Annotated in this window: 31 protein-coding genes; all 31 read right to left on the reverse strand. The window is 60.2% G+C overall.

Features of this window, described 5'->3' with window-relative positions:
* Positions 1-563 precede the first annotated feature (563 nt).
* Positions 564-3,065, reverse strand: a complete 2,502-nt coding sequence (locus KYT97_RS08220) for a BNR-4 repeat-containing protein (protein ID WP_219112037.1) — start codon at positions 3,063-3,065, stop codon at positions 564-566.
* A gap of 136 nt (positions 3,066-3,201) precedes the next feature.
* On the reverse strand, positions 3,202-4,188 hold the full coding sequence (locus tag KYT97_RS08225; protein WP_219112038.1) for a hypothetical protein: 987 nt from the start codon (positions 4,186-4,188) through the stop codon (positions 3,202-3,204).
* Between the two features lie 2 nt (positions 4,189-4,190).
* On the reverse strand, positions 4,191-4,538 hold the full coding sequence (locus tag KYT97_RS08230) for a phage tail fiber protein (protein WP_219112039.1): 348 nt from the start codon (positions 4,536-4,538) through the stop codon (positions 4,191-4,193).
* 9 nt (positions 4,539-4,547) lie between these two features.
* Positions 4,548-4,862, reverse strand: coding sequence for an LtfC-like domain-containing protein (locus tag KYT97_RS08235; RefSeq protein ID WP_219112040.1), 315 nt, complete (start codon positions 4,860-4,862; stop codon positions 4,548-4,550).
* Positions 4,862-5,155, reverse strand: a complete 294-nt coding sequence (locus KYT97_RS08240; protein ID WP_219112041.1) for a translation initiation factor IF-2 N-terminal domain-containing protein — start codon at positions 5,153-5,155, stop codon at positions 4,862-4,864. The genes KYT97_RS08235 and KYT97_RS08240 overlap by 1 nt, the downstream gene beginning before the upstream one ends.
* Positions 5,156-5,382: 227 nt before the next feature.
* Positions 5,383-6,144: a glycine-rich domain-containing protein gene (locus KYT97_RS08245; protein WP_342393909.1), complete on the reverse strand. Its 762-nt coding sequence runs from the start codon at positions 6,142-6,144 to the stop codon at positions 5,383-5,385.
* The gene (locus KYT97_RS08250; protein ID WP_219113235.1) at positions 6,141-7,190 is read right to left on the reverse strand and encodes a glycine-rich domain-containing protein; all 1,050 of its coding nucleotides are present in this window, start codon (positions 7,188-7,190) and stop codon (positions 6,141-6,143) included. Before KYT97_RS08250 ends, KYT97_RS08245 begins: the two co-directional genes overlap by 4 nt.
* 3 nt (positions 7,191-7,193) lie before the next feature.
* Complete coding sequence (locus KYT97_RS08255) at positions 7,194-7,571, reverse strand: putative phage holin (RefSeq protein ID WP_219112043.1); 378 nt, start codon at positions 7,569-7,571, stop codon at positions 7,194-7,196.
* Entirely contained in the window at positions 7,568-7,759 is a 192-nt protein-coding gene (locus KYT97_RS08260) for a DUF7620 family protein (RefSeq protein WP_219112044.1), read from the reverse strand. Before KYT97_RS08260 ends, KYT97_RS08255 begins: the two co-directional genes overlap by 4 nt.
* Positions 7,756-8,019 carry a hypothetical protein gene (locus KYT97_RS08265; RefSeq protein ID WP_219112045.1) on the reverse strand — a complete coding sequence of 88 codons (264 nt, stop codon included), beginning with the start codon at positions 8,017-8,019 and terminating at the stop codon, positions 7,756-7,758. The genes KYT97_RS08260 and KYT97_RS08265 overlap by 4 nt, the downstream gene beginning before the upstream one ends.
* A 3-nt stretch (positions 8,020-8,022) precedes the next feature.
* The gene (locus KYT97_RS08270) at positions 8,023-8,316 is read right to left on the reverse strand and encodes a hypothetical protein (protein ID WP_219112046.1); all 294 of its coding nucleotides are present in this window, start codon (positions 8,314-8,316) and stop codon (positions 8,023-8,025) included.
* Positions 8,316-9,062 (reverse strand): peptidoglycan recognition protein family protein, encoded by a 747-nt coding sequence (locus KYT97_RS08275; protein WP_219112047.1) that lies wholly within the window; start codon positions 9,060-9,062, stop codon positions 8,316-8,318. The genes KYT97_RS08270 and KYT97_RS08275 overlap by 1 nt, the downstream gene beginning before the upstream one ends.
* A gap of 34 nt (positions 9,063-9,096) precedes the next feature.
* Entirely contained in the window at positions 9,097-9,732 is a 636-nt protein-coding gene (locus tag KYT97_RS08280) for a phage gene 29 protein family protein (RefSeq protein ID WP_219112048.1), read from the reverse strand.
* A gap of 2 nt (positions 9,733-9,734) precedes the next feature.
* Positions 9,735-11,408, reverse strand: coding sequence for a Gp37-like protein (locus tag KYT97_RS08285; RefSeq protein WP_219112049.1), 1,674 nt, complete (start codon positions 11,406-11,408; stop codon positions 9,735-9,737).
* Between the two features lie 17 nt (positions 11,409-11,425).
* The gene (locus KYT97_RS08290) at positions 11,426-12,358 is read right to left on the reverse strand and encodes a hypothetical protein (RefSeq protein ID WP_219112050.1); all 933 of its coding nucleotides are present in this window, start codon (positions 12,356-12,358) and stop codon (positions 11,426-11,428) included.
* A gap of 8 nt (positions 12,359-12,366) precedes the next feature.
* Positions 12,367-17,175 (reverse strand): tape measure protein, encoded by a 4,809-nt coding sequence (locus KYT97_RS08295; protein ID WP_219112051.1) that lies wholly within the window; start codon positions 17,173-17,175, stop codon positions 12,367-12,369.
* Between the two features lie 23 nt (positions 17,176-17,198).
* Positions 17,199-17,633, reverse strand: coding sequence for a hypothetical protein (locus KYT97_RS08300; protein WP_219112052.1), 435 nt, complete (start codon positions 17,631-17,633; stop codon positions 17,199-17,201).
* Positions 17,576-17,920, reverse strand: coding sequence for a hypothetical protein (locus KYT97_RS08305; protein WP_219112053.1), 345 nt, complete (start codon positions 17,918-17,920; stop codon positions 17,576-17,578). Before KYT97_RS08305 ends, KYT97_RS08300 begins: the two co-directional genes overlap by 58 nt.
* Positions 17,921-18,049: 129 nt before the next feature.
* Positions 18,050-18,631, reverse strand: a complete 582-nt coding sequence (locus tag KYT97_RS08310) for a phage tail tube protein (protein WP_219112054.1) — start codon at positions 18,629-18,631, stop codon at positions 18,050-18,052.
* Between the two features lie 443 nt (positions 18,632-19,074).
* On the reverse strand, positions 19,075-19,344 hold the full coding sequence (locus tag KYT97_RS08315) for a hypothetical protein (RefSeq protein ID WP_219112055.1): 270 nt from the start codon (positions 19,342-19,344) through the stop codon (positions 19,075-19,077).
* Positions 19,331-19,537: a hypothetical protein gene (locus KYT97_RS08320; RefSeq protein WP_219112056.1), complete on the reverse strand. Its 207-nt coding sequence runs from the start codon at positions 19,535-19,537 to the stop codon at positions 19,331-19,333. Before KYT97_RS08320 ends, KYT97_RS08315 begins: the two co-directional genes overlap by 14 nt.
* On the reverse strand, positions 19,537-19,896 hold the full coding sequence (locus KYT97_RS08325; protein ID WP_219112057.1) for a hypothetical protein: 360 nt from the start codon (positions 19,894-19,896) through the stop codon (positions 19,537-19,539). The genes KYT97_RS08320 and KYT97_RS08325 overlap by 1 nt, the downstream gene beginning before the upstream one ends.
* Entirely contained in the window at positions 19,896-20,324 is a 429-nt protein-coding gene (locus tag KYT97_RS08330) for a Gp19/Gp15/Gp42 family protein (RefSeq protein WP_219112058.1), read from the reverse strand. Before KYT97_RS08330 ends, KYT97_RS08325 begins: the two co-directional genes overlap by 1 nt.
* Before the next feature lie 21 nt (positions 20,325-20,345).
* Complete coding sequence (locus tag KYT97_RS08335) at positions 20,346-20,735, reverse strand: hypothetical protein (RefSeq protein ID WP_219112059.1); 390 nt, start codon at positions 20,733-20,735, stop codon at positions 20,346-20,348.
* A complete protein-coding gene (locus KYT97_RS08340) occupies positions 20,735-21,772 on the reverse strand; it encodes a major capsid protein (protein WP_219112060.1) in 1,038 nt (345 codons plus the stop codon). The genes KYT97_RS08335 and KYT97_RS08340 overlap by 1 nt, the downstream gene beginning before the upstream one ends.
* Positions 21,773-21,786: 14 nt before the next feature.
* Positions 21,787-22,185 (reverse strand): head decoration protein, encoded by a 399-nt coding sequence (locus tag KYT97_RS08345; RefSeq protein WP_219112061.1) that lies wholly within the window; start codon positions 22,183-22,185, stop codon positions 21,787-21,789.
* 27 nt (positions 22,186-22,212) lie between these two features.
* Positions 22,213-22,920, reverse strand: coding sequence for a hypothetical protein (locus tag KYT97_RS31060; RefSeq protein WP_219112062.1), 708 nt, complete (start codon positions 22,918-22,920; stop codon positions 22,213-22,215).
* A 57-nt stretch (positions 22,921-22,977) separates the two neighbouring features.
* Positions 22,978-23,166: a hypothetical protein gene (locus tag KYT97_RS08355; protein WP_219112063.1), complete on the reverse strand. Its 189-nt coding sequence runs from the start codon at positions 23,164-23,166 to the stop codon at positions 22,978-22,980.
* A gap of 11 nt (positions 23,167-23,177) precedes the next feature.
* Complete coding sequence (locus KYT97_RS08360; RefSeq protein WP_219112064.1) at positions 23,178-23,837, reverse strand: VG15 protein; 660 nt, start codon at positions 23,835-23,837, stop codon at positions 23,178-23,180.
* The gene (locus KYT97_RS08365) at positions 23,818-25,305 is read right to left on the reverse strand and encodes a phage portal protein (protein WP_219112065.1); all 1,488 of its coding nucleotides are present in this window, start codon (positions 25,303-25,305) and stop codon (positions 23,818-23,820) included. Before KYT97_RS08365 ends, KYT97_RS08360 begins: the two co-directional genes overlap by 20 nt.
* Positions 25,302-26,981 (reverse strand): terminase, encoded by a 1,680-nt coding sequence (locus KYT97_RS08370; protein ID WP_245006055.1) that lies wholly within the window; start codon positions 26,979-26,981, stop codon positions 25,302-25,304. The genes KYT97_RS08365 and KYT97_RS08370 overlap by 4 nt, the downstream gene beginning before the upstream one ends.
* Between the last annotated feature and the right edge of the window lies 1 nt (position 26,982).

A 26,982-nucleotide genomic window follows, 5' to 3' on the forward strand; every position in this document is an offset into this window, starting at 1 on the left:
CGGTTTGCATCCGCAAAGCGTTCAGTTCGATGCGTAGATGAGCAAGAGTGGGTCGGGTCGTTGGACCGGAAAATTCAGCCAAGGTTTCGGATTTAATCTGACCGGATATAAGACTGACGTGGCGGCAATACTCAAACGCGGGGTCCGTCACGCGTGGCCTGCCTACCGGCTGTCACTCGCCGGGGGTGAGCCTCGTTGAACTACGCACCGTTCCCCCAACTCGCCGTTGACCGGCTCGGTGCGTATGGCTCACCGGCGCGCCGCATTCACACGCTTGCGCCGGTGAGCTGCCCAACCGCTACGTCTGGGCGGGTGAATTCAGGGGTGAACCTTCCACCCAGGAGGGACCAACGTCCCCATTCCCGACAATCCCATGGCACACTTTCAGCTATGTGGTGGATTGTCGGAATTGTCGCGGCCTGGATCGTCGTAGGCACGTTTGCTGGCTTCTGGATCGGTCGTGCAATCAGCCACACCGACCTTGAGGAATCAGCCGCCGAACTGCGACGTGCAGAGAAGCATGAGAAGCAGCCCAATCGTTGCCACGAATAGCGCCGAACTAGTCAGGCCGCGACGTAGTGCGAGATAGTCAGATCATCAGCTACCGCACCTGCGCCAGTTCCGCACCGGAAGCCCGCTACACCAGCCGCAGTGACCGCCCCGTTGACCTGACTGATCAATGGGGTGGTCGAGCCGTTGGCGAACACCTTGATCGCGGTTCCTTGGCAGTCGAGAGCAAGCGTGTTGCCTGTCCACCCCACGCCGGCCAAAGTGACCGCCGTCCCCAGTACCGTGAAAGCGCCTGCAACGAACACCCCCAGCTCGACAATCAGATCGGCAGTGCCGGACCTTCGGGTGCGCACGACGTAGCCGCTGCTATCTGGCTGCCAGCGCATGACGATTCCTGCGAGAGCTGTCGTGGATGCTGGTTCGATGACCGCTGAAACTCGGCCGTCGGCGATCGACACCGGCAACGTTCCCAGCACCGCTGAGGCAGGGTTGGGGATGGACAACTTGTTCCCGGAGATCACGAATGATGGCCCCGCACTCGTCGCCCACACCATGCCAATGCCGCCGTGTGTCGCGTCGCTCGTGCGACCGGAGACCGTCCCGTCCGTACCTGTGAAGCTGTCGGAAGTGACCACCTCCAGAGTGGGCGCTGGATCGGGCGGAATAATCGGGATTGGCGGTGCAGATGCTGCCTGGGTGAGCAGATTTCGAGGCGGATCAGGAAGTGTGACCGTCCAGACCTCCGACCTCGATGGGGCCTTGAGGAACTGAGGGAAGATCCGCAGAGTCCCGTCGAGCCGGATCGACTCGGGATCAATTGATGCAGAGGTCATCGCATCGACATTGTCCGGGCCTGAGCGTGAAGCCAGCTCGTGCCGGTAGAAACGCTCACCGTCGCGTGAGGTGTACAGGTACACCGCCGTTGGAGGCCGGTTTTGATCCTCTTCGCCGACCAGTGAGGGATGGTTTCCGTGCCGTTCCGCCGCGATAATCACAATCCACCCGTCAGCGGTGTACGCGGCCTGTGGGACTCCCGACTGCCAGGTGGGTTCAGGCTGAAATAGGCGCTGCCGTTTGATCTTCCCGGTGTACTCATCAACCTTGCTGGCATATAAGGCCATGTACTCCGAGTCGTGCGCCGGGTTCATCCAGGTTGCGACGACGACCGGGCTGCCATCGGAAGCGACGACCAGCGCAGAGGATGCGGCAGTGTGTGCTCCCTGAGTGAGGACATCGGCACCGGGGCGGCGCGGGTAGATGACGGTGATGTTCTCGGGTGAGAACGGTCCGTCGATCGGAGTGCCGTCCATCTTCAGCCAGGTGTTGCCATCGTCGTAACACTTCACGAGGCCAATATCGCGACGTGGATACCCTGACTGTGCAGTCTCGGAATTGGATCGGAACTCGGGGCAGCAGTACATGACGCCGGGACCAAACGCGATGCCATGCCCGTAAGCGCCGATCGCGGATAGTGGATTGGGACCGCGACTGTCGAAGGCCTTGGTCGTTTCGTTCCACTTGTACAGGCGGGCAAGGTAGTTGTCGCCACGCAAGATCATCCAGATGTCGCCCGTGTAGGGGTTGCGGAAGAAGCGGCGGTACGAGGTCGCGGCACCACCGGTCAGTGCCGGGATGATCGACCGTGGGCTCAGTGTTTGTGGGGCATTCGACACACGCCCAGCCCACGACGCATTATGCGACTGACCATGTTGGATGACGTACCCATTGCGATCAACGCAGATCGAGCCATTACGGTGACCGAGCGAGTAGTCATGTTGTGACGCAGGCACGGACGTGATCTCCACCGCCTCGCCGGTGACTTTGCTTAGGCGGGCGGCCTGTGTGATCTCCGAGCCTCCCACCGTTACCGGCTGAATGACGTAGATGAAGTCCTTGTCCGACCAGATCGGCGTGAAGTTACCCGCCGACGCTGCGACTTTGATTCCGTCAAACGAGGTCTTCAGCTTCGAGATGGCCAACACCTTCGGGCTCACCATCAGGGCGTCAGAATCGACCAGATTCGGGATAACTGCCGGGGCATAAGTGCCGTCTCCGACCTCCCGGATACGGGACGTCACAGCTGCTGCCGTCTCGGTCTCAGAGACCACCAGTTCAGCAACTGCAGCATCATCCGCGATCGCGGGTGGAAGTTCCCACGACACAGTCGAGCCGTCTGTTAGGTGGACCGTGCCGTCAGGATCAATCGCCGCAATCCCGGCACCAGGAGCACCGGGAGCGCCCTTCGTGATCAGGACGCCGGAGACCGAAGCCCGGGAAACCACGGTCGACAGGTTGAGTGGCGGCATCAGTCCGGTCTCGGGATCGACGTCGACCATCGGCACAGGGCACGTCACGGTCGGCGCCCCGGCCCAGTCGCCGCGGAACTGGTATGTCCACGAGTTGTGCGGCTCGATATCCGGATCGTCCGTGCACACCAAGTAGGCGCGCATCATGCCAGTGGAGTCGAGATTCACGGCGTCCGCGCGCGTCGAAAGCGTCAGGGCAGGCGACACACTATTCACCACGACCTGACCGGCCGCCGGCGTGATCGTCACCTTTCCGGCCTGCGGTACTGACGTCGCCGTGCCATTCTCGGATGTGAGGATCAGTTTCTCGTTGGGCCAGATGACTTCTCGCCGGTCAACGCCGGTCGGAATGGAAGCAGTAATGGGAAGCTCCTAAGAACAAAATTTAGGTGACACGCAGATAGGTGTCAGCAACATTGATCGTTGTCGTGCCATTTGCGGCCGACACCATCAACGAAATGAGATCGCCCGATGCGACTGTGCCCGTAGTCGTCCCCGACACAGTGAACGTGCCTGAACTTCCCGTGCGCGTCAGAGCAGTACCCAACAAAGCACCGTTCTTGTATGCGGCAACAGTGACCGTTGTATTGAAAGCGTTCGTGCAATTCACCGACATGGCAATCGTTGCATCAACTCTGGCTTGACCAATACTCAGCGCGTTGAGTGACACACTCGATCCAGGGTATGCGGGGTCTGCCACCATGCCGGTGACCTGCTTCAACGTTCCCGAAGACGCAGTTGTTGTCGAACCGGACTTCAACATGCCTGCTGGCGTGTATGAAGTGACATCGGCGCTGGCCGTTCCCTCGTCGATCGCCCCGGCAATAACAGTCGTCGACGGAATTGTCACGCCGCTCACAGTTCCTGTATCGGCAACCTCGACGGTGCCGTACCCCTGAATCGCAACCGAGGCAGTGGCATCCATGACCGTGTCCACTTCGGCAATCACAACAGCAGAAATCTGCGTGACAGTAGCGGCCGACCCTCCATCAGAAATAGCCGCGTTCACCATCGCCGCCGGGCTGATCACCACCGAAGCTGTGGACTCACCCATCACCGGCGCATCGATGACATCACGAATGACAGTGACATCGGCTGTCGTATCAGAGGTCACGGACGATTCAATGGCAACGGACGCCAAAGCCATGCCGTTAACAATCGACCCATCCACGATTTCGACAGTGCGCCATGGAATCTCCGAGACAGCCGCAGTCGCAGTCATATCCGAGACGACTTCCGCGACGACGAACACCACCGGAATCGGCGCCGGCGGAAACGTCTCCACCGCGGCGTCGGGTCCAGGGAATCGCGCAATACCAACACCCGGCCCTGGGAAGCGGGCCACCCCGACGTCCGGGGCCGGGAAACTCACGACTACGCCGGGAGTGAGTACGGCGCGGTGTATTTCGGCGTCACCTTCGCCTCGCCCGCCGGGCTCACCGTCACATCAGTAGTGTCGATGACATCGAGCAGAGTGCTGCCAGACCAACGGCACATGTACGTGTACGAGCCTGCCGCGACAGGAAATACCATCTGCGAGCCGGTCACAACACCGAGTGCTGCACTCCCCCAAGTTGTCGCCTGACGGGCATACCCTCCGCCGGTTGCCTCGTTTGCCGTACCAGCTGCGCCGGGATGTCCCGTGTGCAGCGAATAGCTTGCACCCAGTGATGCCCAATGATTGGCCACACTATTCGCGGTGGCAACGATGGAAAGAGCCATGATCGTTCCTTACGTTTTGATTTGGTTTCGACGGCAACGCCCGATCTTCCAGGGGTAATCGTCAGTAGTGGATGTGTTGCCGTTCGGATACCGGACGGCAGTGGTGTACTCGGTGTTGTCGGCAATTAGATCGGCGACACCGGATTCGACCCGCCATGACGCGGTAGCACCCGAGATCGATGCAGGCCACACTTGCCCTGTTGCCCAGATGATTTCGATGACCGTCCCTGCGGGGATCGGCCCTTCATCGCGATCTCTGGAGAATATCCAGTCGTACCCTTTGGTGAGTTCGATGACTTCGAGGATTGGTTTCCAGCCCGCCATTACTCCCCCTTTTCGTAGAGTTCGCGCATGATATCCGCGGTCTCGGCGTCGACGTTTGCGGATGCGCTGGAGATGTCGCGACCGTGGTCAGCCAACGTCTCGAGGAGGTCAGCGGACGTGGTGTCGAGCTCTTTCGCGAGGGTATGGACTCGGATCGGCTTCGCTTCGTCGGCTTCGATGACTGTCAGCTCATCGACCTCGGCAGGAACTTCGTCAACCACCGGATCGGGCTCGACGATCTCATAGCCGCCAGCCGTCTGCAGAGCCCACACACACGCATCGTCAATGCTCACGCCATGCTGCAAAATGCACGACCCCGGCAACGGCTGCATCGAATGCGCCGCACCAGACTCCCTGCCCGGATACACCTCAATGCGAGGCCCACCCAATAGCGTGTGGCACACAATCAGATGCCCAGCAATCTGACCACTCGACGGATCACGCAACGGCGGATCAATCCTGAAAAGCCTTGCCGGGCCGGTGAACCAACTGCAATCCATGACCGGAGTTGCTGTCGCCATCATTCCTCCAGATATTCAATAATTACGATGCGCCCGTTCGCGCCGGGGCCACCTGCTGAGCCGATAGCGGTTTGATATCCACCGCCTCCGCCGCCTGACGGGTATCCGCCCGCTTTGCCTGTGGGGCTGGACAAGATTCCGCCGCCACCCCCGGAGCCTGTGGCAACGTAGGCACCCCAGGTGGAAACCCCTGTGGCATTGCGGCCCGCATTACCTGCCCCAGTAGACGGATTATTCCAACCCGACGCACCACCCGAAGCGCTACCGGAGCCTCCGCCGCCACCACCCGAAAGATGCTGGATCGGTGCAGAGTTCACAGACTCGCCGGGACTGCCTGAGGCCCCGCCTGCACCGCCGCGTGCAGCCAACGTGACCGCACCCGCGCCGCCGACAGTCGCACCGAAGATGCCTCCGCCCGTACCGCCAGCAAGAGTGGCAATCGTCCCCAGGCGCGTCTCCCCACCTGAACTGCCAGGATTGAAGGATCCGTTAGCGCTGCCCGCAGTCGCCCCGCCCGCCCCGCCCGAGCCGATGACAACCTCAATCGACGCAGGCAAGTCTCTCAACCTTTTCTCCACTAGAAACAAAACGCCACCACCGCCGCCACCTGGTCCAGGGATCCGACTGCCTGCGCTCGTGTGTGAGACCCCCGACCCGCCTCCACCGCCCGCACCGTGAATAACAACATCGAACATCGTTGTATCGGCATGCCATGTGTGGGTTCCGCTCGCCGTATATGTTGTCGCGAGAGGCCGTTTCATGCTCGACGCTCAATCATCCACACAATGCCTTGACCGCCATTGCCGCCCTTGGCTAGGCCCGAAGCAGAGTTCGCACCGCCACCGCCTCCACCGCCGCCACCGGGTACTGCGCCGTGTCCAGCATTGCCGCCACTGTTGACGTTCGCACCCCTACCGCCGCCACCGCCCGTGGTGAGCAGCGCGGATGGTTCATACCCATTCCAGTGCGCATTAGTGCCACCTGATGCCACACCGCCATCGCCACCACCTTGCCCGAGGTCGGCGCCACTGCCGAGACCACCACCGCCACCGCCGCCACCGCCGCCGCCACCGTGCATGTCGTACGGGGAAACGCTAGTGCCGCCAGCAGTTGGGTTGTAGGAGACATCGCTCGCCACGTAGTAGCCCGTTCCGCCCCGGCCTCCATGGATCATGCCTGATCCGCCAGCCCCACCTGAATACATGCCAGTGTTGTAAAGTCCGCCAACTCCACCGCCAGCGGTGATGTCCTTGATGACAGTATTGCCGCCACCAGTGCCAGGATTCTCGGTCACCTGACCGCCCTGGCCGCCTGCGCCGATCACAATCGAGATTGGAAGCGCATCGCCATTCGAGTCGAAAAGCAGGGAGCCTGGAATCGTGAAATGGTTTTCACCACCGCCGCCACCCGCACCTGCGCTGCTGGATGAGTTGGCGAGAAACCACTTACCCATAGCGCCGCCGCCACCAGCGCCCACCATCACTACCTCGACACGCACAGTGCCAGGAGATGCGTAATAGGTAGTGTTGCCAGTGAAAGTTCGTGCAGTGCCCCAAATAGTGGTCTGCTCAAACTCCGCCCGCAATTCCGTAATCTGCTGCGTGTGATCGTTGATGATCTCCAACTGCTGCGACAACGGAACACCATTCGTCTTAAACTTGTTCTGCGCATCCGTCCACGTGCCGCCGGCGCCGATGGCGCCGTTCGTCATCTCAGCTTTCGCTTGCGCTTCGGTCTGCAGCTGCCGTGCGCGGAAGAGTCCCCGCGCAAGGGACCCTTGTGGGGTGGAACCATCGGGAGCGGTCATCGACTACACCTCCCGACCAGAGTCCAAGAGCGCCTCTCGGCGGGCGTTCTGTTGAATTCGGAACAGCACAAGGATCCGGTACAGCAACGTCAAGATCAGGAGAATCACCACCACACTTCGGATCTCGGCCCGGAAACGGTAATCCCCGAACCACCACACCGAAATCAGCTGCGTACCAAGAAGTGCAATCGCTGCCGATGTGTACAGCAGCGCCCGACCGCCCTGCGTTGCCCGCCACGGAGAGCGTGTCACGTACAAGACCACGAAACACCACGCCAGGACCGTCATTGACGTCAGAAGAACCCGAGCCTCGGTCTCCGGATTGAACAACCCGACAATCACCAGTCCAGCCAACGTGGCCAGCACCATGATGAACTTCATGCGTGCCTCTTCTTTCTGCCCATGGCTATCTCGACGTCGTCACCGAATCCGTTGATCTGCACCATGAGACGGTGTTTGCGCCCCAGCTCCGCAATAAACGGATCGCGACTCTTCACTTCCTCGAGAACCTGCTCAGCCTCTTCCCTGCCTCGCTGCGCATCTCGCCTCTGCTTCCACCACCACGTCATCCGGTACCGCCCCTCTCGGCGAGACGCTTGATCTCGTCACCGATATGAAGTGCAGTGGTGGAATGGCCGATGAGATCAGAGTTCTGTTCGACCAGTTTCCCGGCCGTCGACTTCCACGCTTCGATCTCTTTGTTCTTGTCGTTGACGATCGCCTTGTGGATCCAGCGAGGAACGAGGGCGCCGAACATGACGAGGCAGAAGACGAGACCGACCAGAATCCAGGGGCTGGAGAGGTTTTCGGGGGCGAATCCCGCCGGCACGCGCTAGCTCTCGGATCGATGCTGGCCGACGTAGTCTTCGATCTCTTCGACCTGCTTCTCCGTCACTCCGTTGGGGGTGAGTTTGACGCCGACAACCGTAAAGACAGCGATGATGACCAGGACTCCCTGGCCGACCTGCGCCGGCAGTTGCACGCCGAGGCTAATCAACGTCCATACGATCGACACGAGCGCGCCCACCGCGGTGGTTGCCGTGTTCGCATACCGTTTCACTAGCGGCTGGTCGGCAACCTTGTCGAGCAGAATGTTTCCGAGAATGTCCAGATTCGGATTCGACATCACTTGCCCGCCTTCTTGTCGACGAAACCGGCAATACCGAGCTTGGCACCAATCGCACCGAGCGCGTCAACAACGGTGCGCCCGCCGAGCTGATCCCAACCCGAGTACTTCCCCAGCTCTGGCGAGCCTGTCAGCTGAGCATTGGTGTCCTGATCGAATGACATGTTGCCTCCTGGGGCAGGTGGGTTGGTGGGGTTTCCGCCGTTGAGAATTGCTTGCGCGTAGCCGATAACTACGTCGTACGGGAACCCCGCTCCGGGGTCCCAATGGTCTGAACCGCCGAACGCCTGCGAGCACTCGTTGTGTCCCGCAATACCCTTCACGCCGGCCTTCAAGTCGGCAGACGAACGACGAACGAGCGGAATGCCGTAATCCTTCGACCACTTCGCGACAACCTCCGCCGACTTACGCAGCGCCTTGTCATAGTCCCGTAGCCACACATCGCGGGTCTGCGCCGCCTGCCCGACAACCGAGATGTGCAGGCCGCCGATATTGGCGGCATTGGAGCCCGCAGCCCACGGCACATAGTTGTCGGAGTTGGATCGGACAGACGAGCCAAACTTGTCAGTCAGGACGTTGTACGAACCACCAGCAGCGGGGCTGAGCTGGTATGTCGCAACGTCCTTTGCGGTCGTATTGCCGCTGTTCTCGGTCGTATGGAAGATGATCCACTTGAGATTCGCCGTGTTTCGTGGACCGGAATCGTTGCCGGTAAGCAGGTCCAGGTCGGCCTTGTATTCGGCCATGCTTCCCTCCTTGGGGGTTTGTTCAAGTTGAGTACTACAGCCCCATGTGGGCTACGAGTCGGTCGGCGATTTCACGACCGACGTATGAGTCCGGTGCAACGTCCATGCCGAAGTTCGCGAGGAGTGCGACCACCTCGTCGACGTCGACGTCGAGTCGCTTCGACAATTCGTCGATCCGTAGATGTCCGGTCGGCGCTGACGGAGCAGCTACATCCTCGATGCCGAGTTTGTTCAGCACCACTCCGCGCAGCTCAGCGCGATCGGGCTGCGGGAGTTGCGCGACGATCTCCTCCCACGAGTTCCGCGGAGGATCGGGAGTATCCAACGGTACCCATGCGCCCTGGGCAGTCCACCTGTCCGCCACCGCGTTTGTCGGCGGCTGGTATTTCAGGGACGCTTTCGCGGACGGCCGGGCGCCAAGAATCCACATGCGAAACGACTGCAGTTCCCAGTACTCAGTTCCGAGCATCAACGGGGCTCCGACAACACCGGGCATCGCGGTGAACATCCACAGGAATGCCTGGCGAGGATTGCGAAGGTCGCAGTTCTCCCGCAGTGGGAGACCTTCGCCTTCCCATTTCGACCACTGGTTGAAGTTCTTTCCGCGGAACGTGCCGCCGGGATCCACAGCCGGGATCTCATCAACCGGAACATCTTCCAAACTCTCCACAATCACACTCCAAGCTGTTGCAGTGAACTGGCAAATGATTCGATGCGGTCCCAAGCCTGCTGAACCGGATCTTCCAGTGCGCGACTGTCGCCGATGGTCACTGTGCGGGCGACGGCTTGCTCCCGAGACCAGGACAATCCGACCTTGGATACGCGGTCGATATAGATGCGACCCGTCTTGTCGTTCTGCATCGTGAATCCCGCACGGTCTCCGATCCAGACATGGCCGTTCTCGCCGACTAAGAACGGTGCCGCGTCTCGAGCGCCGAACTCGATGGACTCGTACGAGCGCGTCGCAAATAAGCCGGCGCGGAGCACCATCAGTGACGAGATTGTGTAGGCCTTGCCGGCGCCGTCTTGGAAGAACTCGAAGTACCGTGTCCAACCCTGATTGTTGGCGCGCGCAGCGGATCTCGCGACCATCCAGGCGAGCACGGTTCCGATATAGAACGGTTTCAGGATGGTGTCAGCGACGCCACCCATTGGCGGCACACCTGGAATCATCGCGGTGAGGTCGCCGAGCATCTGGATTGTCGCCCCGATAGTCTCGTCAACGCCGGGCATCGAGCTACCGCCGGTGACGATCTGAATGCCCTTCGATCCGGTCTTGCGGAACCGGTACATGTCGAGGCCGGTTTCTTCGCCGTCACGCCAGACCGCAACCGGAAGCGACTTGTCGGTGCGCTTGTTGCCCGGTACGTAGTACGCGGCCGGGATCGTCGTGTCCGTCAACAGTTGCGTAGTGCTGTCAATGAAGTCGCCGATGAACTTCTCCGCAGTCATGCGAAGTCCGTCGAATCGGTTGCCGCCCTGCGAAGTGCCGGTAAAACGACCCGAACGATCCTCGAATGACACCACCACAGTCCCGTGACGCAGATTCGCGCCTGGCCACGGAGGAGGATCGCCATGCAAGTACCGACGCGTCACCATGGTGATCTCGCCGTCCTGCATCATCGTCTTCGCGATGTCGTGAAAGTTCTTGAACCTCGATGCCGCAATCCCCCACAGGGCACCAGAATTCATCGAGTCCATGAACTTGATCGGCTTGACGACTATCGACCAGGTCGACTGATCAAGGTTCGTGCGGTTCGCCGGATCCATCGGATCGTCCGGCATCGCCCATGACGAATTGCGTTCACGCTGACACTGAAGATCCAGAGTCGTGGATAGCACCCACGGAATAGGGCCAGGAAGGATGAACACGCGGGGGAATTGGAAGTGCTCGCCGAAGAAACTGTTACTCCAGACGGTGTACCACTTGACCCGCTCCTCATCGCTCAGGAACGTCGCGACAACAACTTGATCACCGTTGTCACGCTTGTCGAGTTCAACATAATCGAGCAGTCCCGCCCACCTGGAGTCTGCATACTCGACGGTGATGTTGACGTTCCGCTTTTCGCCGCGCTGTATGCGGCCCCACTCATCCCAGAGCCACTGCCCCACTGGATGATCGAGCGGATGTTCCAGCTGTCCGGGCCCCGTGTCCCCGTCAATGCGATCGAACGTTCCGCCGTACTCTGCCTGCACCAGATGCTGCAGGTTCATCTCCCCGTCCCACAACAGCGCTACCGGCGGGATTTGCCTCTCGTTCTGCTCGCGTAGCTCTTGAGCTCGAGTGGCGTCCCAGATCGCTTCACACTGCTCTTCGAGGGATAGGCCGTGATCGATCACAGTCACCGGCAATCACCTCCTTCTCACTGCATGCCAATGGGACGAGACCAGCGCCGCGGCTGAACAAGCTGAATCATTGCCCCGCCCGCCGGCGCGTTCGTCACCGAAACGTGCAGCATTTGCTTTTGCGTTTTCGGTGGGATGACGTACTCGAAATACCGCCCAGGAACCGGCATCCGACCTAGAAGGTTCGTATTCGCAGCATCGCGAACCATCAGCTTCATCGGATTGAGGTCGACCGTGAAACCGCCTTCGAGAGCGCCGATTGACGGCATCACGATCGAGCGGTTCGAATCGTCGCGGCCGGATAGCTTCGAGACACCCGGGCGGCGATTGTTCGGTGGACCCTCCCACGACACGTCCGGGAGAATCCAGTCGCCGCGGGTGCCGATCCACTTCTGTCGCATCGGCTGATCGGTCGGGTTCCACACCTCGATGTCCCCGGAGCCGGACGATCCCGTGGTGGACCACTTGGTGACGTAGTCATCCTCGTAGTAGTGCGGTTGACCCGCCCGCAGTGGAATGATCGGATTCGAATACTCCACTGCGAGCGGATCGGTCCCCGGATCGAAATCCGGCTGCTCGTACATCTGCACATCCAGGCGCCGGGTGGACCGTTCGGAAATCACTTCGATACACGCAAGTTTCGCGTCGTGATCCCACTGATCCACCCGGTAGTCGAACGCCTGCCGGAACCGGGAATCGATATCTTCCTGATCCCCGCCCGGCACATTCTCCGCGGAGACGTGGAACCCCAACGCGAGATCGCGCCAGTCGTTCCACATCCCCTTCATCGTCCCGCCGGATTCCGCGTTCGCGGCCACCCACGAAGTGCGGATCGGAGAGTCGAACAGGCCCTTGGCCTGATCTTGCCCCAGCCACACCCCTTCGGCGCCGGCATTCTCGCCATGGACAGGCCAGAAACTACCGTCCGTGCCGTGAATGTTGATTGTCATCGAACGCATTACGACCCAGGCCTTCCTGCGTGACGCATAATCTGACGGCCCTGTGCCTTTTGGGCACTACGAACCGCAGCCATGCCATCGGAGAATGTCGGATTGTTGATGTTGACCGAGTAGTCGTTTCCGCCACCGGCATTCGGATTGATGGCGAGCATGTCCAAGTTCGCGATCCGTGCAATGTTCGCGAACTCCGGCGCCGTGAACACCGGCTCAGGTGCGCCGGACTTGTTCAACGCCAACCCGCCGTGCGGGATCATGCCGCCCTGGTCGTACAGCTTGATCGGCAACGTCTTGAGCCAATCTTCAACCCAGTTGCCAACACCCGGTGTCACCGGAAGCTGCCCTGCAAGCTGCGCTTGCGTGGGCGACGGTGAGGTGAAGTTCGCCAACGGATTCTTGATCACATCCATCGCCGACTGCGGCGACACTGTCGAACCTTCGGCGGGCTTCTTGAATGACGGGATTGCAATATCCAGCCACCGAGAGTTGACCCCGAAGATCTCCAAAGCCGAATCGACCGCGATCCCAACGAGTTCCGACCCGTAATTCTTGAGCCGATCCTTCAGCGAGAAATCGCCGCTGGCGGATTCGTCGGACTTCTTGCGGACCTGCGCCAACGAATTCTGCGCGGAGTAGACGGAGATATCCGCCTTCTCCTTATCGATGGAAGTCGACTCGGGATCGTTGTACGTCTTATCTCGAGCCAACTGCGCATCGAGGAGTGCGATTTCGGCGTTACGCACCGAGATAGCGTCCTCGCCCATTTCGCCCGTCAGGATCGGCGCGGGATCGTTCGATATCGCTGCCGCAGCTCCCTTGCCGTCACGCTTGGCTTCGAGCTCGCGAACCTTGAGCTCAGCGCGCTGCACCTTCAGGTCTGCCTGGTCCTTATCGGCTTGCGACTTCTTGTCGTTCGTGTTGACCTTGTCGCGAGCTTCCTGCGCTTGTGTAACTGCCACGCGGGCAGATTCGAGCGCAAGCTGATCTTTTTCGGTCCACACCACGGGAGTCTCACCAGCGGCGAATGTGCCGGCAACGCCATCCCACCCGTCGATCAGTTCATTCGGCAGATGGAACTTGTATGGGAACTGGCTGTCCTGAGCTGTCGCTCGACCTCCACCAATGCCGGAAGTTCCATGCGCGCCACCGGATTCCGCGGGTTGCCCTGCGATCGTCGCGGCCATATGTTCCTGCGACACACCGACTTGGAACTGCGTCCCCGCAGGCCCGAGGCCGGAAACCAGACTCGCGAAAGCGTTCTTACCCACCAGGTCATACGTGGTGTAGAGGCGCTTCGTGGAACCGACAATCCCCATGACAATCTGCTGCAGCCAGCCGACGAAACCGGAGCAGTCGAACCCTGTCGGGCCTGTGCCGCCCCAGACATACTGGTTGCCTTCGACGCCGCGACCTGCCGACAGTGCAGCTTCGATGCCGTTGCGCCCACCTGCGGCGAAACGAGGCAGCTTATCCAGCCGCGCATCATCACGGTTGATCATCCCGAGCAGCCAGTCCCACTTTTCGGAGGAACGGCCGTTGATGATCCACTCGCCCTTGTCTACCCATGAGGTGGGAACGCCATCTCGCCCCACTCCAAGGATGCCGTCGACTCGATCAGTCCCCGGACCCGATGTAGGCAGTCGCGAGCCTGTCGAGTTTCGCGGCAGTCGCCCACCGTCGACGTACCCGTACATCCCGCCGAGCGTCGTCGGCATCGCCGGACCGCTAGGCGGCTGGACGATGTTCTGGATGATGTCGACAGCGATACTGCGGCCACGATTGGCTGCCAGGAACTGATCGATCGCAGCCTGCGCCTCTGCCGCACCAGTCAAGCTGATCTGAGTCGGCAGCTTTTCAGGGAACAGCTTGTACTGATTCGCAAGTGCAGTCGCCTGCTCGAGCGTGTACCCAGCCTCGATCCGCTGACGAATGAACTCGTCACGCACCTTTTGTCCGGCGGCCTCAACAGCAGCCTTCGCGTCATTGGCGCTCAACTTCTGATCTGTTGCATGCTGCATTGCTGCAGCACCCGCCGAATCGAACGCGCCGGCGACAGCCTGCATTTCACTGTGCAGACCAGCGCCCGCCGCGGTTGTGAGGTTGAGTTCACCCGATGCCGTGAATGCTGAAGCTCCCGCAGTCGACGCAGCCTGAGCGAACTGGCTCAACGCCAGTGTTACCTTCGCCTGCGATTCCTCTGCAGTCATCAGGTCACCACGCCAGCGGCCCATCGCACCCGTCAGTCCATCAACTCCTGACGCAGCTCCAACGGCGCCGGTATTAATGGCATCGAGCGCCGACTTGAACTGCCCTGCCGAAGACTGAGATTCCTGGAACTCCCTACGCATGTCGCCGAACTTTTCGACAGCGATAGCGCCATCGGGCCCGGTATTGCGCAGTGCCGTCGAGAATCTCCGCCACTGATCCTCCGTGCCAGTGACCGCCTTCGACATGTCCTTCTGGCTCAGGTTGAGCGATTCAATTGCCGCCTGAGCCTTCGCCGCCTGCTCGCTGGCATCCTCGAGGCCCATGGCGTCGCCGATTTGGTTACCCTCGCCGAAGCTAAACGATTCCTTGAAAAAGGCGGTGACATACTGCATCTTGCTTGGAAGTCGCTTCGCAGCGTCGTCGAGTTCGGTTTCCATCGCCTGGATCTGGCCCGAGACAATAGATTTCACACCACTGTCAACAGTGCCGTTCGACTCAGTGAATGCATCATTTAGCTGTGATCGGAAGTCGATCAGGGACTTCGCGTACTTCTGTGCGGAATCTCGATTTGCGTCAAGATTCCGACTGAGATTGCCCGAAGCCGACGCGAATGTGCCAATGACCGCCACTGCCGCCAATAGGCCAACAGCAAACAGGCCGCCCGGACCCAGCATCGTCGCAACACGCGAGACACCGTTCCGCATGCCGGCAAGCGCCGCGCCAGCTGCACCTTGAACGCCACCCGCGAACGTCGCCACGCCGGCGGCGGCATTTCTCATGCCACCGACGAACAGGCCATTCTGTGTCGCAGCTACACGCTGAGCAGCCGCGTACGCACCCAATGTCGAGGTGGATGTAACCGTCGCCGCAGAGCGTAGATTTGTCGCCGCCGCCGAAGCCAACTCCGCGACACGGGCCCTCAACGTCAGTGCCGTATTCGGAGCCTGCGCGCCGGTATTCGCCCAGAGGGCAGCAGTGTGCGCAACAAGCGCCCTCGTCAACGCCATCTGCGCAGCGATTTGCGCGGGCATCATGATCGCATTGGCGATACGTGCCGCGTGAAAGCCCGTTTCGACCGTCTTGGCAATCGCAACCGAGGCCGCAAAACCTCCGAGGGCCACAGTTGCCAGACCTGTGTGGTCGGCAAAGAATCCCATCACGGAGCCGAGAGCCTTGATGCCAGCGACCGCGACGGTGGCGGTATCGCCGCCAAGTCCGACGAGCGCGGTGAGCCCGCCGGCCGCAGCAGAGCCGATCGACTTCAGTGCGCCGGTAAGGGTATTTGCGCCAGACTCAACGGCGCCCATTGCGCCGGCAGCTTCACCGCCAGTACCCTTAACCGTATCCAAGAACGCCGTGAACTTTTCGCCATCCGGCGACTTGATTACTTCCCAAAGCTGCTGAGCGCCTTCGCGAATTCGGAACAGGACATCGACGGCCTTCGAATCCTCGAGTCCACCCCAGATCGGGTTCGTGTAGTCACCCTTGAATAGGATGTCCGTCACGCCGATGGCGGTCTCACGGATCTTGAACAGAACGTCGACAGCCTTGGAGTCCTCCGAAAGGCCGAATGGGTTGCCTGTGAAGTCGCCCTTCGCGAGGATCGACCAAACGCCCTTGACGCCGTCCGCCACCTCACGGGCCTTGACGCCGAACTTCTCCATATTGGAGGCAGGTCCGTCGATGGACTTGCCCGACGACATGAACGCCGCGCCCATTTCGGTCAGGCTGCCGGCAACTTTCGCCGCCCCAGCCTTCAGGCCTGGCGTCACTTTGTCTGTAAACGCCGTGATCTGGCCCAATCCAGCCTTCATCATCGGTACGAAGGGTTCGATTACCGCAGCACCGGCCCGGCCCAACGCAGCCTTCATGTTCGCGAACGAACCCCGAAGTGTCTTACCGGATTCGAGTGCGGCGCCGCCGATATTCTTCTGGATGACTTTGTTGAAGGTTTCGGCGTCGACTTTGCCCGACTTCACCATCTTCGACAGCGCCTCAGAGGAAACGCCGTACTCTTCCTGTAGCCACTGGAAGATCGGAATGCCGCGATCGGACAACTGATTCAGTGTGTCCGTGTAAGCCTTGCCGGACGTCTGAACCTTATTGAAGATTGAGCCCATCTCGCCGAGCGATGAGCCTGCGATCGTCGCGGCATCGCCAGTCAGGGACAGATATTTCGTGAGTTCCTGACCAGGCTTGATGCCCGCGGCGACAGCGGAGGCAGCGATACCCGCAGCGTCACCCATTCCGAAGGCTGTGCCCTTCACGGATGCCATGGCCGAATCCATGATGTTGGCGACGGCCTCGGTCGAGTGTCCGAGGCCGGCCAACTTGCCCTTCGCGTCATCGATTTGAATGACGCGTTCCATGCCCTTGTTCAGGGCCGTTCCGATCGTCAGTGCAGCCGCCGCACCGATGGCAGCGCCGCCAACCTTGAATGCAGACCCGATTCCCGAGGCCATACGAGAACCAAGACCTTGGCCGGCCTTGTCGCCCTGCTTTTCGATCTGCGGGACAACTTTGGCGACCGCCGCGGGAATGCCGTCCGTACGGGCCGCAATGGACACGTACATTGTGGCGAGTTCGATACCAGCAGCAGTCAAGACGCCACCTCCAAGGTGAGTGATTAGGTAGGCAGCCGCTCATCCATTCGGAGACGCGCACGCAATTGGTCGATCGGCAACGCCGTCGTCGACTTACGGTTTTCGCCAGAAGGCTTCACGCCAGGTCGTGGGAGTTGCTCAGGGCGTTTAGCTTTCGGATCGCCGCCACGCTGCCAGTTCCCGCCCTGAACTCCGTCGAAGATTCCGGCCAGCAATTGCGCGTGCAGATCCCAGTGATGATCCGGGTTCCTCAGTCGCGACAATGCGCCGTTCGGGTGGGGATGCTTGAGGCAGCACTTGAGGTCCCACCAAGAAAGATTGGCGGTGCCGAGAAAATCCAGTGATCGACCCATCGGAAGAAGATCTGCCTGAATTGCCTCGGCCTCCTCCTCCTCGTCCTCTAGGTATCCGAGGAGGCTGAGGATTCCCCCGGCGTCACCTTGGATGCCTCTTCCCATTTGTCCGAGATCTGATTCAGTGTCCCGTCCGCGAGCTTCTCGAGGATCGCGAAATCCTTTGCAGAAGTCACAAATCCAAGCAGCTTCAAGGTTGAGGTGCGCGTGGTGAGCGTTTCTTCCTCGCGTGCCTTCAGGAACCATTCACGGAAGGCTTCGCTGTCGTCTTTCGACATGTACTGGATCATGGGCACGCTGAAGATCAGCGGATTCTGACGCCCCTTGATCGGGACATTGAAGGTGACCTGAACTCGCGGATCATGTTCGGCAATGATGTCAATCATGGGCATAGCTGGACCGAGCCTTTCTATCGAATGGGAAAAATTGGGGGGACGGGCCCGTGGAAATCCCGCCCCGTGAAGGGCAGGCCCGGTCCAATGGTGAAAACACCTCACGGGGCGGGAGGATTGGTTCGACGCTTAGGCGCTGGTCGTGATTCCGTCGTCGATGAACTCCAGGACGTTGTCGCCTGTCGCACTCTCAAACGTCTCGATCTCGACCTCATACTCGATGGTGTCGGTATGCACGAGTACCGTGTCGCCGGCCATCGACAGCTGACCATCCGCGATGTAGTTGCGTCGGGTTGCGGCGCCGTCGACGGTGTCGATGCAGTACGACTTGTGCTTGTTCACCTTCTTGTTCTTCTTCACGGTGATCTGCGTGCCCTTCGAAGCCGTCGCCGGAGTAACCGTGACGTTTTCCTCGCCGTAGACCTCCTTGAGGACATCAGCGTTCAGGGACTCCATGAACTTGAACTTGTAGGTGATACCGAACTCGGTCTGCAGAATCTTGACCGTCGCGCCACCGAACGCCTTCTTCTTGGTCTTGTCACGCTGGTGAGACTCGGCGAATCCGCTCTCACCGATGTAGCCGAGGTCGACCCAGGCCGCGGGCAGAACGGTCGTCGCACCCGTGGGTGCTGTGGTGGTGAGCGGTGCAGCTCGGAGTGCGCCAGTCGCAGCAGGCTGCGCTGCGTAAATGTTTGCGGCAGAAGATGCCATGAGGTTGCCCCTTTCAGGCGGTGTGGACCGGGCCTGCGAAAGGGTGTTGCGAGGTTTAGTGGAGAACGCGCCCGCGGATATCGAACTGAAGCGTGAACTGGTACCGAGGCATTGACGTATCAGGATCAGGGAAGTCTTGTGGCGCCCCGACTGTTACGACCTGACGGATCCGCGGTTCGTCCGAATCTCGTTGCGCAGCTTTCATGATGGCGAAACACTTCTCGGTGAGCGATTCAGCTTCGGCTGCGACGTTGTCCCAGCATTGAAAGATCACCATCCTCGAGGACAGGACAATATTCCTGTCCCCACCCCCGGCGGATCGGACAGTGACGAATCGGCCCCCGCGAGGGATGGGTACGCGCGTCGAGACAGGCGTGCCGTCGCCGAGTCGGTCGAACAAGTACTGAACGACCAAGGCCTCTACGGGGTCGAAGGTGATGACCTCAACCACGAGCCGCGCCCGTCGCCAGCAGGAGCGTGTTGTTTTTGGCGTTGTCCCTCTTGGCCTTGGTCCCGGTTGCTGCGACAGTTTCACGCCAGCGCCCCTGAGGCTTCCTGGCGCCCTGCATGGAGCTCATCGAGTATCCAGCCGAAGCGCCGCCGACTGCGTTGAACACAGCCGCGGTGCGTCTAGTCAGATCGGCAACCACTTCGGGGGAACTGCGAAGCTCATAAAGAGCCTGCGGATTCCATTCGATGTCAACGTTTCCCATCGAGAAACTCCCCCATCCGCTGGAAGATCGAGGTGTCGATCTTCATCTGCCAATCGCCTAGCCGGTTGCGAACCATTTCCACTGGTAGTGAGATGACTCCAACGGGGATCGGGTCAGCGCGCAGTGCGCCCTCGTCCTGACTTGGAAGTCGTGCGAACAACTCGACGTCGATAGTTTTGGGCATCTTCGGCATCAGTTCTCCACCTTCTTCAATGCGATCGCGATACCCGGCATGAACCCGAACGGACCTTTCGTCCAATCGGAATCCTCGCCGTCGACTTCGAATTCATGGTCGTATCCCGTGACCACCACGCGATCGAGAGCACTGATCGTCACATCAGGCGGGGCAAGGACCACTAAGCCTTCAATGGCTATGTCGCGGTTCGGCTGGTTGGGTTCGGACATCCCGTAGTCAGACCGGGAGCCGTAGCCGTACACCTGCGTATCTACGGGATCAGACCACGACTTGATCGGATTGCGGTGCGCATCAAGTTCGTCCGACTGGTGAAATCGTCGGATACCGATCGATTGCGTGAGCGGTAGTGGCCGCATCAACACCACCCGATTCTGTACGCCGGAATTGAGTCCAGGCTGTACGCCCCGGGTGGAGTCATATCGATCGAGAATGCCCGAGACTTCCGCTTCGGAATCCCCAACTCTTCCCGATCGTCATCCGTCAACGTCAATGCGCCAGGCTCATCGCCGCCGAATGTCTGCGACTGCTGAAACGGACCCGCACCCTGCTGAACACTCCGGAACCCCTCGGGATTCTGAAGATGCCGAATCAGCATCCGGGCAACAACTTTCACCACCCGAATTGTCGGCAGCGCACCCGAATCGATACGGTCCTGAATGTTCGGATCGGCCCGGAGAATGTCATCCTCCGCATCGGCGATCTTCACCTTCAGCGTGTCCTCCGACGCTTCGGGAGGGGTGCCGATCCAGCGATCGAGAACATCTTGCGGAACTGTCCATGTCATCAGATCGGCACCTTCCGGGTATCAGTTTTCTGTTGCCGCTTTGGCGGATCGACCGCGACGCTTGGGCGTGGCCGGCACAGGATCGGGAGCCGGTTCCGCGACGAGATCAAGCCCCGGTCCCCCATCAGACTCAGATGAGGTCTCAGGTTCGAGCTCCGGATCGGCTTCCAGCTCAGTTACGGTTTCGGTTTCGGGCTCTGTTTCCAGGTCCGGCCCCGTTGCCGGCTCAGGCTCATGGTCCGGTTCGAGTTCCGGTTCGAGCTCCAGCTCAGGCTGGAAGTCCAAACTGTCCCAGGCGGCGGGATTGGTAATGCGCTTCGCCGCCCACCCGGGGACCTCGTCACCAGGGCCGAACGCGTGACCGACGCCCGACTCGTCCGCGACATGCACGAACGTGATCAGGCGAGCCATCACGCAACCTTGGCGGTGAGCAGCTTCTTCGCGTCCTGCAGGACCGGCTGGCCGACCGCATCAACGAAGGTGAACTGACGGAACGGAGGACCATCCTTGATGACCACGCCAACGATGCCGGGTGCCTCACTGAATGAGTACTCCGTCTTCGCGGAGTCGAGGAGTTCGAGCGCGGTGGCCGACAGTCCGTACGCCATGAAGCCGAGGTCGGCGGGATTCTCGGGCAGGAACGTCACGCGGTCATCCGCCATGACGCGAGTGTTCACGTCGTCGACGCTGAGCTGCGTGTCGTATGCCGCACGGAACGTCGGCAAGGATTCACCGGCCAATAGGTCGTTGAGCTCCGTAATGCTCACGCGGGTGCGCCCCTGGGTCGAGCCGTACACAGCGTCAATGATCTCCTTATTGCGCTGCAGGAGTCGCAACACCTTCCGTGAGGTCAACGCAGATCCCGGCGCCGCACCATTGGTATCGACCCACACGTCGGTCCAGGCTGCAATGTCAGTCAGCGGAGCCGAAGTGGCGAGGTTGCTCCACAAGGTCGCGGCGGTCACCGAGTGATTCGCAGGCAGACCGTAGTCAGCCTCACTCTCGAAGCCGTCATCCTTGATTGACAACTTGCCGTCAGTGAGGACATCGCCCCAGGCGAGTTCAACGCGGTTGAGGATCTCACGGGTGAGGTTCTCGCCATCGTTGTAGATCGCATTCGCCAGCGCAGCCTTGTTGGTGCCCTGGGTGCGCGCGAACTCGAGCTGCAAACGCTCATACTCACCAACGCCGATCGAAGACGACAAAGGTGCAAGCGGCACACGCTTCTCGGATCCGATATCGCGCTGCGACACATGGATTCGGCCATCGAAGGCGCGATACTTCGCCGTGCGATTCTTCTGCACAATCTCCGCGAAGTCGATGGTGTTCGACTCCTTGTAAACAGTCGGGAAGATCGTCGACAGCGTGTTGTCGCTCGGGGTGGGAACGCGACGAATCAGAGTGGTCAGCGCGTCCGGTTCGACCGGAGCGTCAAAGAAAATTGCCATCAGTTCAGCTCCTGTCAGGCCGTGTAGTTGATGAGAGGGAGAAGCGCCTTGGCTTCTGCGGTGAGGCCGTGACCGGCGGGCAGTCGCGATTCCTTCACGAAGCCATGAACGACGCCAGCGCCGCCAACCTTGGTCAGGCCCACAACGTTCAGGGAGCCGAACAGGTGGCAGGCGTTCGTGGCGCGACCATCGGTCGCATCCTTGTCGAACGGGCCATACAGACCAGTGGCGGTGACCTTCGCAACCACCGTGCCCGACGCAACATAACCCTTGGGGTAGTGCGTTCCGGCAGTGAACTTCGAAACGTCGAGCGTGATACTCGGATTGGCGCCGGGATCGGTGCCATGAGCGGACAGAAGCCACGACCGATTCTCCGACTGGTAATCGGTGGAACGAACAGCAGTGCTCGTCATCGTTGATCCCCTTTCAGGGGTGAGTTGTTAGTTCTTGGCGCCGAATCTGCGGTCGGCTTCGTCCGTTCCGGCAGCTCTGCCGGATGCCGGACGTTGATTGCCGGGATTACCCTGTTGCGGATTCGGCAGGGGGCCACGGAATGTAGCCAGTGCCGCATTTGCAGCGAGTGCCGTCTTGATTGCCTCGTTTACCGTGTCGGTAAAGTCCGCGGCGGACGGGTCGAGCTGGTCGAGCTGAGCCATGAACGATCTAGAGTCGATCAGCGCTACGGCGTTCGCCGAATGCTCGGGGGCGAGCCGGAAAACTGCGTTCTCCACCTTGGTGTCGCGAGTCTCACGCTGTGATGCAGTGAGATCGGTCGCGAGCTTTGCCGGATCGGGCGGGGTGTCGCCACCTTCGCCAGTGAAAGCCTTCTGGATCTGTTCCCACTTCTCGGCGCCTTCCCGGTTATCCTTCGCTCGCGTCTCCCATTTTCGGGAGTGGTCGAGCTTCTCCTTGACCTCGGCCGGCGTCATGCCCTCGAAAATCTTGGCCCAGTCGTCAACGGGCGGCGTCGGAGTGGGCGCGGGCTTCGGTGCCGGATTCGGCTCAGGGCTAGGCGCCGGATTCGGGGCCGGATTGGGATTCGGGTGACCTTCAGGATCACGTCGAGGATGGCGCCGTGCGGCACGATTCCCGAACTGGCCTAAAGGATCCAGGGCGGCAGGGGCAATGATCGTTCGATGGAACTGCATTTCTACTCCCGTGCGGGATACGTCAGCACCGTGCGGCGCTGGAGGAATTGGGGTGAATTAGACAATTTCGACAGCACAGTTGAAGGCAAGCACCGCATTCGCGCCGGTGTGAGCCTTCAACTTGTCGAGGTCGAGCTGGTCGAGAAACTCACTCGGCTTCTCAACCCCGTCGAAGACAATCGCGAACGGGGTCTCTGACGCTTCACCGAGGTACTTCGCGGGAAGCTCGAGGATCTGAATACGCACAGCAGGTCTCCTTAGCTTGAGCCGAGAATGGTTCGCATCTCAGCCAGAATTGCGTCAGTGCCCGTGGCATTCTTTGACGCTTGGATGTACGCCTCGTCGAAGCGTTCATAGTGCGAAGGTCGACTAAAAGACTTGCCCGGGCGCACTTCTTGAGCACCACACCGGCAGTTGTCGTGAGCCTGAAAACCAGCGGTCGACTTCAGGTAGACGGCGCCACGGGTGCACAGCATCGCGCAGAATGCGCAACACTTGCCGCCCGCGACCCGTTCATATTTGGCACCGCGTTCCGCCTTCGAATTATCGAAGATCGTTCGCCGATTGCTGTCCCAAATCGCTTTCTGGACGATGCCAGCCAACCGCGACAATGCATCCGATCCGCTGGCGCCCATCGCCCATTCAGCAGAAGTCAGCAGACGCTCACGAGCCGGAAGCGCGGAAGGCACCGCCCGATACGGCAGATTGGGTGCCGTTTCGTTGTACCAAGCGGCTCCCAAGCTTGAGGCGCCGGCAGCATACGGATCCGTGATGACCGGGATTGAACCCACCATCACTGAACGGAAATCTTCAGACGGGAGACCGAGGGCTGCATCCCAGACGTTGACTACCTCGCTGATAGCCAGCGTCGCGGAATCATCCAGGATCTCCTTGCGCTCAAGTAGCCCCGTTGGCATTGCGCCTACTTGCCAGCTCGATTGCCTGCTGATTAGTCACCTGAGATGCCTTCTCCCGCAACAGTGAGGGAAGCTCGGAAGCTAGGGCCAAGCGATTCTCTTCTTGCAGGCGCAGTTGATCCTGCTCCGAGAAGCCCATGTAGTCGTACGTCACCGGGGAGTCCTTGCGGAGGATTTCAGCTGCAACCAGCTTCTGGCCGGCGTCGGCAGTAGCCGCGCGCGTCGGAGTCGAGGCATCGCGCCACCGAACGCCGATCTTGCGGAACTCATCCGCATTGACTTTGCCGTCACGGGCGAGCAGCGACAGGTAGGCGACCTCGCGCCAGCCCTGGCCGAATGTGCCTTGGCGACGCTCGGCACGCTTCACCAGCCGATATTCTGCCTGCCTGATCGAGTCGGCCGACGCTGGATTGTCCGTGAAGAAACCGAGATATGTTGACGGAATGCCGGTCTCAGCGGAGAGCAGCTGTGAGTACATCTTGACTTGATCGCTGTACGGCGTCGGAGGTGCCGGCTTGAACTCGCCGATGGTCGGCATCTGGCCGTCCTCGGTGCGCGGGATGATGTTAAATCGTCCCATCGCGGCATTCCAGCCAGCCGCGGTCCTCTCGGCCTGCGTCGAATTCTCATTGACGCCGAACTGCTCCGGCTCAGCCCCAAGTGCGTAACGCGAAGGTGCCGTGTAAAACTCGCGGTTGATCTCCATGCCCAGCATCGTTCGAATCGCAGCGTCGGTGTAGTACATCACCGGACGCGTGATCTCTGAACGGCCTTCAAGGTCGGAAGCGCGGTCGCGATTCACCAACCGCGCCATGAACACCCGACCCGCATTGTGATCGTCACGCGAAACGACGTCGAGCTTCTTCGTGCGCTCATTCCGCTGGAAACAGATCGTTGAATTCGGCAGATACAGTGTTTCCATCTCGACCGCACCGTTTTCGCCGCGCGTCTGAGACAGTGCCGAATCGAGGCGCCGAGTTCGATAGTTCCGCAACGCCGTCGCAGAGGACGCAGACTCGACCGTGATGAGAACTTCCGGCTCACCATAATCCGTGTCGCCGCGGCCCACCGTGATGAAGTCAGTACCCGTGATCAACGCATCCAGGTGACCCCGGCCGGCCTCTACGCCAAGGCTATTCTCACGAAAGACGTCGTCGAGACCCATGAGATCCTGAACTGACGTCCACCCGAGTAGATCGAGACGTTCCTCGAGGACATCGACAGCAGTGCCCGGCCAGCCCATCGAAATCGCCAAATCCTTCAGACCTGGCGGCACCGCGATATCAAGCTGACGAGTGATCTGCTTGCCCTCGTAGAAGTCGTTCTTCAGCTTGTTTCGATTCGCAAATTTTCGAATCTGTCCACGCAACTGCCCGACGAGACGTTCTTCGTCCTCGGAGAGAGTTAACGTCCGCATTGCGAGAGCGGCAATCCCGCGCCCACCGAACATCTGGGAGAAAGTCTTCACAGGATCACCGCCTTTCTTGAAGTTCCCTTACGTGCCTTGCCGGAGTTCAAAACCATCCGCCGGCCAAGCCTGGCGCCGACCATGCACACCGCCAGATCCACAAGGTCGTTCGAATCACGCGTCTTCTTGCCAAGAGTGAATCCCCACGGATTCGGGCGCCGCTTCGCATGCTGAACATGCAGAGTCAGGCCAGAGTGCGCGTCATGCGTGAAGGGTCGAATCCCGATCTTGACCTTGTCGAAATCCGTCTCTTCATCGATCGCATGCACCGTTGCCATCGCCTCCTCGGTAAACGCCTGGTTTCGTTTCGCACCACCCGATTGAGAGAGACGCATATCGAACTTCACTGAATTGCCCTGTGCGCCAGGAGTAGCCCAAATCGCCACCTTGTTCCGGAAGTCGCGATGCCACACGTCGACCAACTCGCCCCAGTACAGCGATTCATCGCTGTCGTCGCGTGCGGGTGAAGGATCAACGCCGAACCAAGCGACCTTGTAACGATCGAAGGCCATCCGCACAGTCGCATCGACTTTCTCGCGCGGCGCCAACCAGCCCTTGCCACGTTCGCCATGCTCGCGCTGCCACATGCCCAGCGTGAACACATGACCATCCGAAATTCGGCACGCCACAAGGCCTGTCGCATCCTCCGACTTCGAACAGTCCAAGAACATCGCAATCTGCTCGCGATCAGCCACGACGATCGATGCATCGCCGAGCGCAGCCCAATGTTTCGGGCTCACCCAAGCATCTTCAGCAGCGGCCAACCCATTCAGGTAGTAGCGGATCGAATCCGCAACCGATGTGCGAGGGTCAATGATCTCGTCCGAAAGTCGCTCGAGGTCGGCCCATGGAGCATCTGAATACGATTGCTGTAGTGCCCGCATCCGGTCATCGGGATCGTTCAGGTTCGTTTTCGGGTCAGCCTCGATGGAGTCATAGAGGATGTCCTGCTTCAGACGACCGAACTTCCCGGAAACCTGCTTCTGCCAAGCGGTATAAGACTCTTCAGCAACCGATTCACTACCCGACTGATGAGCATTCGTGAACTCGACCAGCCGAGCCTGCAATGCCGCGGGCGACTTACCTACGTTGCGCCGAGCAACGCCCGCTATTTTGTGACCACCCGATGATTCGGTCATGTGATGCGACTCATTGAGCGCAATGAAGGTCGCTGCGTCGCCCTCCGAAGACTTCTCCGATGAAGTCAGTACTTCAAGCCGGCCACCGTCCTTCAGGATGGTGCGCGTCTCTCCGCAATCGATCTGGTAATACTCGCGAGCTTCTTGATTGAATAAGGCATTCGCGATTCGCAGCATGTCCTTCGACTGCGCTTCAGAGTTCGACGCGATCTGCACCAATGGAAGCAAATGCCGCTGCCCGACAAACTCGTTCGCATCCTCATCCCAAACGAGCTGAGAACGACCCACGAGCTCGATGTCGCACAACGCGCCGCCGAACGGATCCTTACCTGTCCCCTTCGCGCCACGCTTGACGCCCGAACGGAACAGCCACCGACCACGAGCATCGAAGGCATACCAGAGGATCAGAAACTTTTTCTGGCCAGGAGTGAACCGCCACGGCCTACCCGTGAGGTAGTCCGTCAACCCCGGCTCGTCGGTGCGCCCCTCAGCCCAGTCGATCAGCGCCGGCCCGAGAGACCAACGCACCAAGTGCATC

Origin of the sequence: Rhodococcus globerulus, assembly GCF_019334125.1 — a bacterium.
Taxonomy (GTDB): domain Bacteria; phylum Actinomycetota; class Actinomycetes; order Mycobacteriales; family Mycobacteriaceae; genus Rhodococcus_F; species Rhodococcus_F globerula.